The sequence below is a fragment of the Novosphingobium sp. B1 genome, assembly GCF_900176395.1.
GTDB lineage: Bacteria > Pseudomonadota > Alphaproteobacteria > Sphingomonadales > Sphingomonadaceae > Novosphingobium.
This window is the reverse complement of record NZ_FWXL01000016.1, coordinates 26,630-41,741: the sequence shown is the minus strand read 5'-3', so window position 1 is coordinate 41,741 and position 15,112 is coordinate 26,630. Positions and strand designations below refer to the sequence as shown.

Here is a 15,112-nt window from a genome sequence, read left to right as displayed (position 1 = left end):
TTGCGGACCGCCCCATTTTTTTTGCAGGTTGGACAGACCAAAGTCTGAACCCTTTCGCCAATTGCCCGCAATCGTCATGAATGATAACGATGTTCCATGTCGTCATGTGATACCTGCGTTGTTCGCAATCGTGCCATTTGTGCCGGGCTCGACAATCGCGAGATCGAAGCACTCAACCATATTGGCCGTCGCCGCATGGTCACAGCGGGTGAGCCGCTGATCTGGGAAGACGATGACTCGCTGCTAGTCGCCAATGTCATCGAAGGTGTGCTCAAGCTGACGACAAGCACCGAGGACGGCCGCGAACAGATTGTCGGTGTCGCCTATCCTTCAGATTTCATCGGACGGCCTTTCGGTCAGACAAGCAGTGCGAGCGTGGTCGCGCTCACCGATGCGCGGGTCTGCGTATTCTCGCGCAACGACTTCGACCGTTTCGCGCGCGAGCATCCCGAACTCGAGCACAAGCTGCTCGAGCGTACGCTGGCAGAGCTGGATCGCACGCGTTCGTGGATGATGCTGCTTGGCCGCAAGAATGCGTCGGAAAAGATCGCCACTTTCCTGCTGGAAATGTCCGACCGGCTGGCGGAGACCGGTTGCACGCCCGCATTCGGGCCGGCAAAGCGTTTCTCGCTGCCGTTTTCGCGCCAGCAGGTCGCAGATGTGCTTGGCCTGACCATCGAGACCGTCAGCCGTCAATTCACCAAGCTCAAGAATGAAGGCGTGATCGAACTGCCATCGCGCCGCGAAGTCGAAATCCTCAACCGCGGTGCGCTCGTCGCGTTGGCAGGATAATCCGGTCAGGCGCGTGCCTTTTGGGGCAGGCTCGTGACCGGACAAGATTTGACACGGAAATTACCGACCCCACGATCATTTACTTGCGCGCATCCAATGCACACCATGCAATGCGCACAAGGAGCGGTAATGCGTCAAAACCATCCACAGTGGCCCGGGCAAGATCGGGAAGAGTCGCTGCGCGCTGTTCTTGCCCTCATCGCCACGGGCCTTGTTCTGGCAATCTTTCTTGCAGCCATAGGCCATCCCGAATGGTTACGCTTGCGACCGGTCTCCTCGGCCGCGTCAGCAATGTCGGCCGCAGCAAGCCAGGATCAGGGCGCTTGATTACCAAGCCGGTCCCGTCGCTCAAGACGATCATTGCAGAGGTCTGGAAACCGGCGCTGGTGCTTTTCGTGTGGGACGTGATCGTGACTGTCACGTACTACGTCCTGCCGTTCCGTGCGCCAGAGTTGCCGTTCACCCTGTTCGGTTCTGCCGTCGCCCTGTTCCTCGGCTTCCGAAGCAATTCGGCCTATCAGCGGTGGTGGGAGGGGCGGAGCCTGTGGGGCCTGATGATCAACGCCAGTCGCAACATCGGCCGTGCAGCCCGCAACTTCATGCCCGACCCGGAAGCGGCCGAACTCAAGCGGCAGATCGCTTTCCGCCAGATTGCCTACGTCAACGCCCTGCGTTGCCAACTGCGCAGGCAGCCGCTTGATGACGCGGTTATGGATTACATCGCAAAGGCTGACGCAAGTTCGGCGCTTGATCGCACCAACGTTGCCAACGGTCTGCTCGACGGGCTGGGGCGCAAGATCGACCAGGCGCAGCGCTCTGGCTGGCTCGACACTATCCAGCAGACCCAGATGGAGCGAGTCTTGGTCGACATTGCCAATGCACAAGGCGGGATGGAGCGGATCAAGAATACGCCTCTGCCCAACCATTACCGCTTCTTCCCGGTGCTGTTCGTCCACCTGTTCTGCGTTCTTCTGCCCTTCGGTCTTGTCGAAACGCTGGGTTTTGCAACGCCGCTCGGATCGACCATTGCCGGGCTGATGTTTCTGGCCGTGCTGGCGATCGGCGACGATCTGGTCGACCCTTTCGCCAACGATGTGCACGATCTGCCGCTGTGCGCGATGTGCCGCACGATCGAGATAGACCTGTTGCAGTCGATGGGGCTTCCCGCGCCCGAGCCGATCCAGCCCGATCGCAAGGGCATTCTGTGGTAGGCAAGCAAAAGGCCGGCCCCACGGGGTACCGGCCTTGATGCTCAAGCTTACAGCCTGATCAGAACGACTTGCGCACGGTCATCCCCACCTTGCGCGGCGTGCCCACGTTGTAGCCGATACGAGCGCGGCCACCGCGCTCGCGATCGAGCGAGAGCAGAGGCGTTTCGTTGAACAGGTTGTTGGCATAGACCAGCACCGACAGCCCGTTGTCCCAGTTCAGCCCCGCCGAAATGTTGACGAGATTATAGCTGGGCAATTGCAGCGAGCCGAAGTTGTAGGCGCCCGTGCCGTTTGCCAGGGTAACCGGATTGTAGAAGATCGCGCTGCCGAACACGCCGGCACCGGCTTCCTGGTCCGATGGCTGTGTGAAGCGGTTGCCGACATGCTGGAAGCTGGCATTGGCTGCGAAGTCCATGCCGTCCGACACTTCCGTGGTGTAGCCTGCCGTTGCCGACATCTGGAACTTCGGAACAGTCGGCAGGCGATTGCCATCGCGGATCCCGGCGACGATTGCACCGGAGCCATCACGCACGCTGCTGTCGAATTCGGATTCGATCACCGACCCGTTTACGGCGAGCGAGAAGCCCATGCCGAGGTCTGCGCCCATTTCAACCTCGACGCCCATGGTGTGCGCCTTGGGCACGTTGAACACGACGCGCGACGAGCAGCTGCCGGCATCGGCCGTGACCTGCAGGTTGCGGATGTCGTTGTAGAACACTGCGGCGTTGAACGTCACCGGTCCGCTGGCGACCTTCACGCCAGCTTCGTAGTTCCACAGCGATTCGTCCTTGTAGTTGGGACGGTTGCCATAGGTCTTTGCATCAGGTCCGTTGGCTCCGCCCGAGCAGAGCGGAATGTTCAGCGGATCGTTCACGCCGCCAAGGCGGAAGCCTTTCGAAGCCTGCAGGTTGACCGACAGGTTGCGGCTCGGCTGGTAGCTGACGATGAAGCGCGGGTTGAAGCCATCGCTCTTCGTCTTGTCGCCGATATTGCGGTCACCGTTGGCAAAGACGCCGCCCGAAATGAAGTCGCGCGATTCCTTGAAGTCGTAGTAGCGGCCGCCAGCCGTCGCCTTGAAATCGCCGAACTTGTAGCTGGCTTCGCCGAACACGGCGAATTGCTCGATGTCGTAGGGAATGTCGGCATTGTATGGCGAGTTGAGCGGGAAGCCGTTTGCGGCGCCTGCAGAGACGCCCGTGCCAAGCGCAGCGTCGATGAACGCGTCATAACCCGGCGTTGGAAGGCGCTGGGCATAGACGCGGTCGATCTTGCTGTAGAACCCACCGACGACCCACTGCAAAGGCCCCGGTCCGGTCGATGCCAGCCGCAGTTCCTGCGTCCATGTTTCAAGCTTGGTGCTGTCGCGCAGGTTCGACGCCAGGTTGCCGAGCGCACGATTGGCGCCGAGCGCGGTAATGAACGGGGAGACCGAGACGGAACCCGTCAGCGCCGAAGCATCGCGGCTCACCAGAATGTCACGATGGATGTAGGTGGTCACGCTGGTCACGTCGATCGTGTCGGCCACCGGGGCCGTGATCGTGAGGTCGGCAAGCGTGGTCTTGTCGCGGAACTGTTCGCGCAGCTTCAGGTACTGCGTGTTCTCGGGCAGGGCAGGAGCGCCGGCCAGCGGGCTCTGATAGAGATGATAGACTTCGGCGCGGTTGAAGCCATTGGTCTTGATGTCCTGATAGACCACGCGCGGCGTGATCTTCAGGCCGGCAACCGGCTCGAACAGCAGCGCCGCGCGTACGCCATAGCGCTCGCCGTCGTTGATGTTCTTGCCCGCAGCCGGGCCGACTGCGTCGATGAATCCGGCGAAGTGCTCGCCATAGCCGACAACGCGCAACGCCGCATTTTCGCCCAGCGGCACATTGACCGCGCCCTTGGCAGAATAGCCGACATCGCCGCCATCGAGCACGTTCACGTCAGCGGCCACCTGGCCTTCGGTTGCACCAAGCTTGGGCTGGTTGGTGATGTAGCGGACGGTGCCGCCGACCGAACCTGAACCGAACAGCGTGCCCTGCGGCCCGCGCAGCGTTTCGACGCGGTTGAGGTCGAACAGGTCGAAATCGGGCGTGAACAACGAGAGCGAGGTGACGGATTCATCGAGATAGATGCCGACCTGTTCCTTCACGCCGGGCTGGTCGCGAACGATCTGGCCGGCAGAAACACCGCGAACCGATACCTGGCTCTGGCCGGGCCCGAGGTTCTGCACGGTCAGACCGGCGACCGAGCGCGAGATGTCCTCGATCGAGGTGGCGCCGGTCTTCTCGATATCGGCGGCCGTCTGCGCGTTGACCGAAAACGGAACTTCCTGGATCGTCTGTGCGCGCTTCGTGGCGGTCACGACGATTTCGTTGCCGGTGCCAGCATCATCGGTTTCGGCGGTCTGGGCAAGGGCGGGCGTCGCAATTACCAGCGAGGCGACGGACGAGAGCAGGATCCTGCGAACAGGGGCTGGGTTAGCCATTTTTGTTTCCTCCCAAAATGGTGCAATTGTAGTTGCAGTCGCAACTTGTTCGTTGACAAGCGCTGTGGGCTCAATGCGCCAGAGCAAGCTTGTGGCGCAATCCGGCTAAGGGGCAGCCCTGTCTATTCGGTTCAGCCTGTGGCTGGCCTGCAACAGGGGCAAAAATGCCTGAAACCGGCATATTTGTAAGCACTGCAAACAAAAAGTGGCGGGCAGGAAACCAGCGAGGCGATCCCAGAACCTCGTGATTTCCTGCCCGCCGTCCCCAGGCCCGGCGCGCGTGGGGGGCGCCGGACAGGAAGGGGATTTCGTCAGAAGCGGTAGGCGAGCCCGGCGCTTGCAACCCATGGGTCAAGCGAGTGCTTGGTGGTCAGCACTTCGGCATTGCCGGCATAGAAGTGTGCGGTCGTGTCCTGAAAATACTTCTTGGCATCAAGGCTCAGGCCCAGACCCTGATCGTTCAAGGGAACATCCACGCCAGCCTGCAGCGCAAAGCCGACCTCGTTCGACATCTTGACCTTGTTCACGCCGAGCGGGGTCACGCTGGCACCGGGTTTCTCACCGAAAATCATGAACACGGACGGGCCTGCGCCGACGTAGGGCTTGATGCCGCCGGGCAGGGGAAGATGGTACTTCAGCGTCAGCGTGGCCGGCAGGATCAGCACGTGGCTCACGATGCTGGTAGCCGGTGCCAGCGCGCCTTCGCCGCTGACATGGTGCTGGGTGAAGCAACAAATCGTCTCGGCCGAGATATTCGGCGTCAGGAAGTATTCGACCGCGAGGGTGGGGACGTAGTTGTCGTCCGCCTTGGTCTGGGCACCCTTGGTCAGGCCGAGGGGGTCCTTCTGCACCTCGACGATCTTGCCATCGGGCAGCACTGCGGTGCCCATCACCTTGACCTGCAGCTTGCCATCGGCCGAGCCGGCGAACGCCGGTGCCGGGACGAGCGCGGCGGCTGCAAATGCCAGTGGCAGGGCTGCGGTAATCAGCTTCTTCATCGGTCTTGTCCTGCACCGCGGATGGCCAGCCCCTCGCTGGCCCAAGATCGTCCGCGGCTTGGACAGCCTGATGCACTTCACCGAATCACGAGACATTGACGAAGCGCAAAATTGCGAAATCGCGATCTACGACCAAAGTACCAGACTGATTTCGTGCGATTTGACTCCGGTCAATGTTCCTTCTCGCTCGTGGGTGCAGCGCGGCATGCACATCACTCATGGAAGGGAAGGCTCCATGGAATTGGCACTATCGCGCGCAGGCCTCTGGCTTGTTGCGCTACTCATTGCCGTCGCCGCCTGCGCTGCAGCCGTCGACACGGGTTTCGCAATCCACATGGGCATCGTTGCGCTCGCCTGCATCATCGGGCTGGTCGTCACGCTGCGCGGCGTGGATCTGTCCAAGGCCATTCTGGCTCCGGACCAGGGGCGCTATGACGACGACGTGATCCGCTGGGGCGTGATTGCGACGGTGTTCTGGGGCATGGCCGGCTTTCTTGCCGGGCTCTATATCGCCCTCGAGCTGGCACTTCCGGCGCTGAACCTCGGTCTGGAATGGACTGCGTTCGGCCGCCTGCGCCCATTGCACACCTCTGCGGTCATCTTCGCTTTCGGAGGCAACGCGCTGATCGCCACGTCGTTCTATGTCGTGCAGCGTACTTGCCGGGCGAGGCTGGCCTTCCCCGGCCTCGCCCGTTTCGTGTTCTGGGGATACCAACTGTTCATCGTGCTGGCTGCGACCGGCTATCTGCTTGGCATCACCCAGGGCAAGGAATACGCCGAGCCGGAATGGTACGTCGACCTGTGGCTGACCGTTGTCTGGGTGGCCTATCTCGCGGTTTTCGTCGGCACGATCGTCAAGCGCACCGAACCGCACATCTATGTGGCGAATTGGTTCTACCTGTCGTTCATCGTCACCGTGGCGATGCTGCACATCGTCAACAACCTGAACTGGCCGGTCAGCTTCGTGGGCAGCCGCAGCTACCCGATCTTCGCGGGCGTGCAGGGTGCGCTGGTGCAGTGGTGGTACGGCCACAATGCGGTCGGCTTCTTCCTCACCGCCGGCTTCCTGGCGATGATGTACTACTTCGTTCCGAAGCAGGCCGAACGCCCGGTCTATTCCTATCGCCTGTCGATCATCCACTTCTGGGCGCTGATCTTCCTCTACATCTGGGCGGGGCCCCACCACCTCCACTACACCGCGCTGCCCGACTGGGCGCAGACGCTGGGCATGGTCTTCTCGGTCATGCTGTGGATGCCGAGCTGGGGCGGCATGATCAACGGCCTGATGACGCTCAACGGCGCCTGGGACAAGGTCCGCACCGATCCGATCATCCGCATGATGGTCATGGCGCTCGCCTTCTACGGCATGAGCACCTTCGAAGGCCCGATGATGTCGATCAAGTCGGTCAACAGCCTGTCGCACTATACCGACTGGACCATCGGCCACGTCCACTCCGGCGCACTCGGCTGGAACGGCATGATCACTTTCGCCGCCGTCTACTACCTCGTCCCGCGCCTGTGGAACCGCGAGCGCCTGTACAGCTTGCGCATGGTCAACTGGCACTTCTGGCTCGCGACTGTGGGCATCGTGTTCTACGCCGCCTCGATGTGGGTGGCAGGCATCACCCAGGGCCTGATGTGGCGCGAATACGGCGCTGACGGCTACCTGGTGAACAGCTTTGCCGAAACCGTCGCTGCGCTGAAGCCGATGTTCTTCCTGCGCGCCTTCGGTGGCCTGCTCTATCTCGCTGGAGCCGTGATCATGACGATCAACGTCTGGCGCACGATCCTTGGCCACATGCGCGAAGAAGCGCCGATGCGCGACGCCGCCTACGATCCCGAAAAGGACCGTCCGATCCTCACCGCGCCCGCCGCGGCCTGATCAGACGCATCCGGAGAAAATCCCATGACCACAATCGTGGAAAAGCACAAGAAACTGGAGCGCAACGTGACTCTCCTCGGCATCGCGGCCTTTGCCGCGGTGACCGTGGGCGGCATCGTCGAGATCGCCCCGCTGTTCTGGATCGACAACACGATCGAGAAGGTGGACGGCATGCGCCCCTACACCCCGCTCGAGCAGGCCGGACGCGACATCTACGTTCGTGAAGGCTGCTATGTCTGCCACAGCCAGATGATCCGTCCGTTCCGCGACGAGGTCGAGCGCTACGGCCACTACAGCCTCGCCGCGGAATCGATGTACGACCATCCGTTCCAGTGGGGCTCGAAGCGCACCGGGCCAGATCTTGCCCGCGTCGGCAACCGCTACTCCGACGAATGGCACGTGCAGCACCTGAAGGACCCGCGCGCCGTGGTACCGGAATCGATCATGCCGACCTACGCTCATCTTGCCGAGCATGACCTGAACCCGGGCGACATGACCGCAGAGTTGCGCACGCTCTATCAGGTTGGCGTGCCCTATTCGAACACCGACATCGAGAAGGCCAATGAGGACCTCAAGGCGCAGGCCGACCCGAACGCCGACGCCAGCGATCTGCTCAAGCGCTACCCCAAGGCGCAGGCGCGTGACTTCGATGGCGATCCGGCCCGTCTGACCGAGATGGATGCGCTCGTCGCCTATCTCCAGATGCTCGGCACGCTGGTCGATGTGAACGCCCCTGCCGCGCAGGAAAAGCTCGCAAAGGAGAAGGGTCGATGAGCACCCACTCCACCTATGACCTGCTGCGGCATCTCGCCGATAGCTGGGGCCTCGTAGTCATGACCGGAATATTCCTGGGGCTTTGCCTCTGGCCGTTCCGTCCCGGCGCCAAGCCGCTGAACCGCGAAGTCGCGAACTCGATCTTCAAGGACGAAACCGATGTCTAAGCAGCGCATCGACGACGCAACCGGCGTCGAAACCGTCGGCCACGAATGGGACGGCATCGAGGAACTGAACAACCCCCTGCCGCGGTGGTGGTTGTGGAGCTTCTACGCCTGCATCGCCTTCGCCATTGCCTATTGCGTGGTCTATCCGGCCTGGCCGATGATCGACAAGGCGACAGCGGGGACCTTTGGCTGGACCAGCCGCGGCCAACTCGATCAGGAAATGAAGGCCGAAGCCACGCGCAAGGCTGGCCTCATGGCCGAACTGGACGAGGCCTCGATCGGACAGATCGCTGCCGATCCGCGCTTGCGCCGCGCCGCGATCGACGGTGGCCGCGCCGCGTTCAAGGTCAACTGCATCCAGTGCCACGGCAACGGTGCGGCTGGCAGCGCAGGCTATCCCAACCTCAACGACGATGACTGGCTGTGGGGCGGCGACGTCGCCACGATCCACCAGACCCTGCTTCACGGCATACGCCAGCCCGGCGACGACGCCACCCGCATGAGCCAGATGCCGGCCTTCGGGCGCGATGGCATCCTCGATGCTGCCCAGGTGCAGGATGTGGTCAGCCACGTCCGCGTGATCAGCGGCCAGGAAAAGCCGAGCGGTGCCTCGCAGCGTGGGGCAGAAATCTTCGCTGCGAACTGTGTCGCTTGCCATGGCGGCAGCGGTGAGGGCGGTCGCGCTTTCGGTGCGCCCAGGCTCAACGATGCGATCTGGCTCTATGGCGGTGATCGCAAGACGCTGACTCAGACCGTGACCAACGCCCGCTACGGCGTGATGCCGGCATGGGGCGCGCGTCTCGATCCGGTCACGGTGAAGATGCTGGCAACCTACGTCCACTCGCTGGGTGGCGGCGAGGAAGCACCTGCTCCCGCCGCTCCTGAAGCTGCTGCAGCCCCCGCTGCCGCCAAATAAACCGAAAACAGGACAACACGGTCATGACTGCGCACGATCCCAAACTCCGCGCGGACCACTCGAACGAAATCGGTCTTTACGAAAAGCGCAAGGCGGTTTTCCCGAAGGCCATCAATGGACCATTCCGCCGTTTCAAGTGGCTGGTCATGATCGTGTGCCTTGGCATTTACTGGGGCACGCCATGGATCCGCTGGGACCGCGGCCCCTATGCCCCTGACCAGGCGGTGCTGATCGATCTCGCACACCGCCGGTTCTTCATGTTCGACATCGAAATCTGGCCGCACGAGTTCTACTTCGTGGCGGGCCTGCTGATCATGGCAGGCATCGGCCTGTTCCTCGTTACCTCGGCGGTCGGCCGCGCCTGGTGCGGCTATGCCTGCCCCCAGACGGTCTGGACCGACCTGTTCCAGCACGTTGACCGCTTCATCGACGGTGATCGCAACGCACAGCTGCGCCTGCAGAAGGCACCGTGGACCGCAGCGAAGATCGGCAAGCGCGCGCTGAAGTGGAGCATCTACCTCGCCATCAGCTTCGCCACCGGCGGCGCGTGGATCTTCTACTTCGCCGATGCGCCGACGCTGCAATACGATTTCTGGACCGGCGCTGCCGATCCGGTCGCCTATGGCACCACCTTCATCCTGACGATGACCACGTTCATCTTCGGCGGTTTCATGCGCGAGCAGGTCTGCGTCTACATGTGCCCCTGGCCGCGTATCCAGACGGCAATGCTCGACGAGAAGAGCCTGATCGTCACCTACAAGGACTGGCGCGGCGAACCGCGTGGTTCGGTCAAGAGCGCGGTCAAGGCGGCCACCCCGCTGGGGGACTGCATCGACTGCATGCAGTGCGTCGCGGTCTGCCCCACCGGCATCGATATTCGCGAAGGACCGCAGATCGGCTGCATCACCTGCGCGCTCTGCATCGACGCCTGCGACAAGGCCATGGCCGACGTCGGTCGTCCGCGTGGCCTGATTGACTACTGCACGCTGGTAGATGCCGAAAAGGAGAAGAAGGGCGAGGAGCCGACGCCGGTCCTCAAGACCATCTTCCGCCCGCGTACGCTGATCTACCTCGGCGTGTGGTCGGCAATCGGTGCGGCCATGCTGTTCATGCTCGGCCAGCGCGCGCGGCTCGACATATCGGTCGCCAAGGATCGCAATCCCGAATTCGTCATGCTGTCGGACGGCACCGTCCGCAATGCCTGGACGATCAAGCTGCGCAACATGGAAGAGCGCCCGCGCACTTTCCGCGTCGCGCTCGACGGTCTCGAAGGCGCAGCCATGTTCACCGACGAGATGGACGCAGCCGCAGCCAAGCGTGAACTCACGTTCCGCGTCCCCGCCGACACCACGCGGCGCCTGCGCATCTATGTGATCGACCGGCGCCGCGCTGAACATGGCGAACACCACCGCGAACACGGCGAAGGCCATCGCGAACGGGGCCACGGCGAATTCGCCTTCGTCCTGACTGCGCCCGATGACGAGGGCGGCATGGACCGTAGCGAGACCAGCTTCACCCTTCCTGAAGGAGGCGGCGAATGACCCAGAACTGCCGTATCGCGCGCGCCTTCACGGGCAAGCACATCACCCTGATCCTCGTCAGCTTCTTTGGCGTGGTCATCGCGGTTAACATCCTGATGGCGCGGCTTGCCACCTCGACATTCGGCGGCGTCGTGGTCGAGAATTCCTATGTGGCGAGCCAGCAGTTCAACGGCTGGCTCAAGGAAGCGAGCGCAGAACAGGCGCTCGGCTGGAAGGCCGAAATCGCTCGCGATGCGCAGGGCAGGGCGGCCATTACCCTGCGCGACAGCAAGGGCGGCACCATTGCCAGCGCAAAGGTCACCGCCGTTGCCGAACACCCGCTTGGCCAGCGGCCCGAGACTGACCTGACCCTGCGCAAGACCGGCCCTGGCGCTTACGCTGCTCCGCTGGAAGCCGGTCGCTGGCGTTTGCGGGTCACGGTCGAAGCCGATGGCAAGGTCTGGCGCACCGTGGGCGAAGTGCTGTGAACGCGCCCGCCCGCCTTCGTGTCGTCCCCGACGATGCGATCCACACCGTGCTCGCAGTGCCCGGCATGCATTGCGCCGGGTGCATGGGCAAGGTCGAGCGGGCGCTTGCCTCGCTTGATGGGGTCGCCAGTGCGCGGACCAACCTCACGGCCCGCACGGTCGAAGTCGTCCACACCCCCCAGGTTGAAATGCCCACGCTGGTGGCAACGCTCGCCGCCACCGGCTTCGACGCCCAACCGCGCGAGATCGAGACCGAACCAGTCTCGGCGGTCAAACCGCTGCTTGCTCCACTCGGCGTCGCTGCCTTTGCCTGCATGAACGTCATGCTGATGTCGGTCAGCGTCTGGTCCGGCGCCGACGGCACCACGCGCTCGCTGTTCCACTGGGTCTCGGCGATGATCGGCGTACCCGCCATCGTCTATGCCGGACGCCCGTTCTTCGCCTCGGCGTGGAAAGTCCTGCGTCACGGCAAGACCAACATGGACGTGCCGATCTCCATCGGCGTTACCATCGCCACCGGCCTGTCGTTCTATGAAACCCTGGCCGGCGGCACAGAGGCATGGTTCGACGGCGTGCTCATGCTGCTGATGTTCCTGCTGACCGGGCGCGTGCTCGACGCCACGATGCGTGACCGCGCCCGCTCGGGCGTCGATGCCCTGCTGCGGCAGGTGGCTACCGGCACCATGGTTGTCGAGGCGGACGGCGCAACCCGCTGGCTCGATACGAAGTCGCTGCAACCCGGCATGCTCATGCGCGTGGCTGCGGGCGAACGCCTTGCCGCCGACGGCGAAGTCCTGCGCAGCACCACCCGCTTTGACCAGTCGCTACTGACCGGCGAAAGCGCTCCGGTAGAAGCCGCACCCGGCACGCACGTCTACGCCGGTACGCTCAACGTCGATGCCCCGGTCGACGTGCGCGTCACCGCCATCGGGCAGGACACCGCGCTTTCCGAGATTGCGCGCCTGATGGAAGCGGCAGGCCAGTCCCGCTCGAAGTTCGTCCGCATCGCAGATCGCGCCTCACGCCTCTATGCGCCCGCAGTTCACACGCTGGCAGCGCTCACCTTCGCGGGATGGATGATCGCCGGAGCAGGGGTATATCATTCGCTGGTCATCGCCATCGCGGTGCTCATCATCACCTGCCCCTGTGCGCTGGGCCTTGCCGTGCCGGTGGCGCAAGTCGTCGCGGCGGGTGCACTGCTCAAGCGCGGCGTGCTGGTCAAGGACGGCTCCGCGCTCGAACGCATGGCAGAGGTCAACCGCATCCTGCTCGACAAGACCGGCACGCTCACGCTCGGCCGTCCCGTGCCCGACGAGGTGGCCTTGGGCGCGCTGACCGATGCACAAGCGTCTGTCGCCATGGCGCTCGCCAGCCATAGCCGTCACCCGCTGTCGCTCGGCTTGGTACAAGCACTTGGCGCGCGCGGCGTGCGCGCTGCAACGCTCGAAGATGTGCGCGAGGAGGCAGGGCAGGGCATCACCGCGCGCTGGAACGGTCTTGCCGTGGCGCTGGGCCGTCCGGCCTCCTCGCAAGGCATGGCCACGGCTTTCCGCATCGAAGGCGATGCCGTCCGCGTCATCCCCTTTGCCGATCGCCTCCGTCCCGATGCAGCCGAAGCACTTGAACAACTAAAGGCCTTGCAGGTGGAATCGTCGATCCTCTCGGGCGACTCTGTGCCAGCCGTGGCGGCTGTTGCCCGCGCGACCGGTCTGACTGCGCAGGCCGCCGCATCGCCCGCCGACAAGCAGGAGGCGCTGCAGCGCCTGCAACGCGCCGGCTTGAAAGTGATGATGGCGGGCGACGGTCTCAATGACGGGCCGGCGCTTGCTGCCGCTAATGCCTCGATTGCGCCCGGCTCGGCGAGCGACGTCGGGCGGCAGGCGGCGGACATGGTCTTCACCGGTGACTCCTTCCTCGCGATCCCCCGCGCTATCCGCGTCTCGCGGGCAACCATGCGCATCGTTCGCCAGAACTTCGCGCTTGCCATCGGCTACAACCTGCTTGCGGTGCCGCTTGCCATTCTCGGCCAGGTCACACCGCTGATCGCTGCCGTCGCCATGTCGACCAGTTCGCTGATCGTCGTGGCCAATTCGCTGCGTCTTGCAGGAGAAGGCAAATGAACGGGATCGCCTTCATGCTCCCCATCGCGCTCGGCATGGGCCTGTTCGGGCTGGCCGGCTTCTTCTGGGCGCTGAAGCGCGGCCAGTTCAGCGATCTCGATGGAGCCGCCGCGCGCATCCTGATCGAGGAAGATGACCAGCCATGAGCCGCCTGCTGCGCCTGCTCGCGCCTCTTGCCATGTTGCAGATGGCCATGCCGTCGCCCGCCCACGCCAGCGTAATGATGGTCGCATCCTGCGGCGGAGGCGGTGCGCCGATCCCGATCCGCATCCCTGCAAAGGACGATGGCACCAAGAATCTGCCCTGCTGCAAGATTTGTCATATCTCAATGCGCAAGCGTGCCAGCGCCGATAGCTGTTGTGAAAACGGCGATGACGGAGAAGGCGAAGGCGATGGCTGCTGACATGATGACCGGGCCCGAAGTCTTCGGCCAATGGACCTATTGGCCCGAACTGCTCGAACGGGCTGTTCCGCGCTATACCAGCTATCCCACTGCCGCCGAATTCGTCGAGGAAAGCTTCGAGGACCGCCAGCGCGAGGCGTTGAAAGCGCTTCGAGGCACCGTCTCGCTCTATCTCCATATCCCCTATTGCCGCGAAATCTGCTGGTACTGCGGTTGCAACACGGGCGCTGCCAACAAGACCCAGCGCCTCGCCGCCTATATGGAAGCGCTGCATCACGAGATCGATCTGGTCTCGCGCCTGCTGCATCCGTCGGTCAGGGTGTCGCGCATAGCGTTCGGCGGCGGCAGCCCCAATGCCATCAAACCGACCGACTTCGTCCGGTTGATCGACAAGCTGACCCTCAGCTTCCGCCTCGAAAAGCCGGTTCTGTCGATCGAGCTCGATCCTCGTACGCTTGAGCCGGGCTGGTTCATGGCAATCCGCGGCATCGGTGTGATCAAGGCCAGCCTGGGCGTGCAGACGCTCGATGCCCGCGTCCAGCAAGCCATCGGGCGTGTCCAGCCCCGCGATGATATCGAACGCGCGGTGGCAGGCTTGCGTAAGGCTGGGGTGGATTCGATCAATTTCGATCTCATGTACGGCCTGCCGTTCCAGACCGACGATATTCTCGCCGAGACGCTCGACCAGTCGGTGGCGATGGGCGCCGATCGCTTCGCCCTGTTCGGCTATGCCCACGTGCCCCATGTGATACCACGGCAGCAGCGCATCGATGCCAGCCAGCTGCCGGATCAGCGCACCCGTTTCCGCATGGCGGCAGAAGGATACCAGCGTCTTGTCAGTGCAGGCTACCAGGCCGTCGGCTTCGACCACTTCGCCCTTCCGCAGGATGACCTCGCCAGGGCTTCGCGTTCAGGAACGCTGCGCCGCAATTTCCAGGGCTTCACCGAAGACCAGTCCGAAGTCCTGATTGGCCTTGGTGCGTCCTCGATCAGCGAGTTTCCGGACCTCTACGTGCAGACCGAAAAGAACGCCGGCCGTTACCGGATGCTCGTCGGGGCCGATCAATTGCCGGGTCGCAAGGGCATTGTCAGCAACCCTGAAGATCGCCGGCGTGGCAAGATCATCACGGATATCCTTTGTCGGGGCAGGGCGCTGATCGATGCGGACCTGCTGGCCATGAACCGCGCCCGGCTGGAGCCGTTCATCGCGCGCGGCCTTGCGCGCCTTGATGGCAACGCTCTCGAACTCCAGGCCGGCAACGAGCCTTACGCCCGCTCGATAGCCGCTGTCTTCGATTCCTACCGCTCGGGCGAGCGTCAGTTCAGCTCTGCGGTCTGAACCGCCTGCACCTCTTCCAAGAATAGCTATGC

Annotated in this window: 14 protein-coding genes; 12 read left to right on the top strand and 2 right to left on the bottom strand. The window is 63.3% G+C overall.

Going from position 1 to position 15,112, the window contains the following annotated elements; all coding sequences use genetic code 11:
* The first annotated feature begins 96 nt into the window (after window positions 1-96).
* Complete coding sequence (locus tag B9A23_RS18690; protein ID WP_084280670.1) at window positions 97-792, top strand: Crp/Fnr family transcriptional regulator; 696 nt, start codon at window positions 97-99, stop codon at window positions 790-792.
* Between the two features lie 323 nt (window positions 793-1,115).
* Entirely contained in the window at window positions 1,116-2,003 is an 888-nt protein-coding gene (locus B9A23_RS18685; protein WP_084280698.1) for a bestrophin family protein, read from the top strand.
* A gap of 58 nt (window positions 2,004-2,061) precedes the next feature.
* On the opposite strand, the gene B9A23_RS18680 is transcribed toward B9A23_RS18685, so the two are convergent.
* Together B9A23_RS18680 and B9A23_RS18675 are read right to left on the bottom strand one after the other, a co-directional pair.
* On the bottom strand, window positions 2,062-4,473 hold the full coding sequence (locus tag B9A23_RS18680; RefSeq protein WP_084280668.1) for a TonB-dependent receptor: 2,412 nt from the start codon (window positions 4,471-4,473) through the stop codon (window positions 2,062-2,064).
* Between the two features lie 311 nt (window positions 4,474-4,784).
* The gene (locus B9A23_RS18675; protein ID WP_084280666.1) at window positions 4,785-5,471 is read right to left on the bottom strand and encodes an OmpW/AlkL family protein; all 687 of its coding nucleotides are present in this window, start codon (window positions 5,469-5,471) and stop codon (window positions 4,785-4,787) included.
* A gap of 235 nt (window positions 5,472-5,706) precedes the next feature.
* Between B9A23_RS18675 and ccoN the strand changes: the two genes are divergently transcribed.
* From ccoN to hemN, 10 genes are read left to right on the top strand one after another with little or no spacing between them, the layout of a single operon-like run.
* On the top strand, window positions 5,707-7,353 hold the full coding sequence (ccoN, locus tag B9A23_RS18670; RefSeq protein ID WP_084280696.1) for a cytochrome-c oxidase, cbb3-type subunit I: 1,647 nt from the start codon (window positions 5,707-5,709) through the stop codon (window positions 7,351-7,353).
* Between the two features lie 24 nt (window positions 7,354-7,377).
* Entirely contained in the window at window positions 7,378-8,127 is a 750-nt protein-coding gene (gene ccoO / locus B9A23_RS18665) for a cytochrome-c oxidase, cbb3-type subunit II (protein WP_084280664.1), read from the top strand.
* Entirely contained in the window at window positions 8,124-8,294 is a 171-nt protein-coding gene (locus B9A23_RS18660) for a cbb3-type cytochrome c oxidase subunit 3 (RefSeq protein WP_084280663.1), read from the top strand. The genes ccoO and B9A23_RS18660 overlap by 4 nt, the downstream gene beginning before the upstream one ends.
* Window positions 8,287-9,210 (top strand): cytochrome-c oxidase, cbb3-type subunit III, encoded by a 924-nt coding sequence (gene ccoP, locus B9A23_RS18655; protein WP_084280662.1) that lies wholly within the window; start codon window positions 8,287-8,289, stop codon window positions 9,208-9,210. Before B9A23_RS18660 ends, ccoP begins: the two co-directional genes overlap by 8 nt.
* 23 nt (window positions 9,211-9,233) lie before the next feature.
* Window positions 9,234-10,751: a cytochrome c oxidase accessory protein CcoG gene (gene ccoG, locus B9A23_RS18650; protein ID WP_084280661.1), complete on the top strand. Its 1,518-nt coding sequence runs from the start codon at window positions 9,234-9,236 to the stop codon at window positions 10,749-10,751.
* Window positions 10,748-11,218 (top strand): FixH family protein, encoded by a 471-nt coding sequence (locus tag B9A23_RS18645; RefSeq protein ID WP_084280659.1) that lies wholly within the window; start codon window positions 10,748-10,750, stop codon window positions 11,216-11,218. Before ccoG ends, B9A23_RS18645 begins: the two co-directional genes overlap by 4 nt.
* Window positions 11,215-13,338 carry a heavy metal translocating P-type ATPase gene (locus B9A23_RS18640; RefSeq protein WP_254895190.1) on the top strand — a complete coding sequence of 708 codons (2,124 nt, stop codon included), beginning with the start codon at window positions 11,215-11,217 and terminating at the stop codon, window positions 13,336-13,338. Before B9A23_RS18645 ends, B9A23_RS18640 begins: the two co-directional genes overlap by 4 nt.
* Window positions 13,335-13,484 carry a cbb3-type cytochrome oxidase assembly protein CcoS gene (gene ccoS, locus B9A23_RS18635; RefSeq protein ID WP_084280658.1) on the top strand — a complete coding sequence of 50 codons (150 nt, stop codon included), beginning with the start codon at window positions 13,335-13,337 and terminating at the stop codon, window positions 13,482-13,484. The genes B9A23_RS18640 and ccoS overlap by 4 nt, the downstream gene beginning before the upstream one ends.
* On the top strand, window positions 13,481-13,741 hold the full coding sequence (locus B9A23_RS18630) for a hypothetical protein (protein ID WP_084280657.1): 261 nt from the start codon (window positions 13,481-13,483) through the stop codon (window positions 13,739-13,741). The genes ccoS and B9A23_RS18630 overlap by 4 nt, the downstream gene beginning before the upstream one ends.
* Complete coding sequence (gene hemN / locus B9A23_RS18625) at window positions 13,731-15,080, top strand: oxygen-independent coproporphyrinogen III oxidase (protein WP_084280656.1); 1,350 nt, start codon at window positions 13,731-13,733, stop codon at window positions 15,078-15,080. The genes B9A23_RS18630 and hemN overlap by 11 nt, the downstream gene beginning before the upstream one ends.
* Window positions 15,081-15,112: the final 32 nt, after the last annotated feature.